1 protein-coding gene is annotated in these 965 nt (G+C 34.5%); it reads right to left on the reverse strand.

Going from position 1 to position 965, the window contains the following annotated elements; translation table 11 throughout:
* Positions 1 to 284: 284 nt before the first annotated feature.
* Positions 285 to 830 (reverse strand): hypothetical protein, encoded by a 546-nt coding sequence (locus ACSX1H_RS19375; protein WP_439185907.1) that lies wholly within the window; start codon positions 828 to 830, stop codon positions 285 to 287.
* Positions 831 to 965 lie beyond the last annotated feature (135 nt).

The raw sequence follows: 965 nt of genomic DNA on the forward strand, positions 1-965 counted from the left end.
CGACATCAAACGTCTTTAAATCAGGGACGTATTTCATGTTTTTATTTGCTTAATTATTAGTTTGCTTGTTGATTTTTTTGAATTACCTACAACGGCCTGCCGCATGGTGCGTAAGGTGAATTAACCAACAAACTTTCCAAAATGAGCGGAGCCAAAGCGCATATTTTGTTTTACATTTCTTTCAAAGCCAAATCTGCGATTTGGCGCTGCTTGCCGAAGCCACGAACCTTCCAAGACTCGCTAAACGCCTTATGCACTATTGCGGTTTGTTAGCCACAGGTTTTTTATTGTTTACCAATTAATGGATTTAGTTGATTTCTTAATTGCCATTCAATCCTTGGGATAATCGCATCATAGTTTTCAACCGAGATTTTGATAGTTTTAAGTCTAAATAGTTCATTTTTAAGATTTTCTCGTGCCATTAGTTTTAGAGCAAAAGTTGTCTTATGGAGTTCTTTATAGATATGACCGTGGATTCTACCACTAATATTTTTAGATTTTCCTATATATAATGGAATCCACTCGGCTAGTTCAGAATGTGCTCTAATTCTCATTTTCTTTAAATTTGGAGTGAATTTTCTTAAGTATTTTTCATTTTCCCATTCAGCCCTAAAGTTTTCAACCCATTCTTCAAAAGATTCAAACTGTCTATTATTTTTAATTTCCAATAAATATATTCCTGGATGTGTAATTTCTTTCCATGGAATTTTGTTGGACGCTTCATCAATTTTGAATTGAGCTATTTCAGTTAGTTCAATAGACTTGGTTATCACCGATAGTTTTTCAAATTGCTTTTTGAGTTCAATGTCGATAGATTCAATTTCTTGCATTCTTGTTAAGATATTATGTTTTAACTTGTGGCTAACGGATTGCCGTATGAAGCGGCCCGATGCCTGTATATTTGTTCCTTAATTACACTCAATTGCTGCAGCAAACTTCAACTTTAGAATTACGCAACCCAAGGC

It is taken from the genome of Carboxylicivirga taeanensis (assembly GCF_051851475.1).
GTDB lineage: Bacteria > Bacteroidota > Bacteroidia > Bacteroidales > Marinilabiliaceae > Carboxylicivirga > Carboxylicivirga taeanensis.

Excerpts from the sequence above, each read along its gene's own strand:
- ACSX1H_RS19375 (WP_439185907.1), bottom strand. The coding sequence starts at position 830 with ATGCAAGAAATTGAATCTATCGACATTGAACTCAAAAAGCAATTTGAA.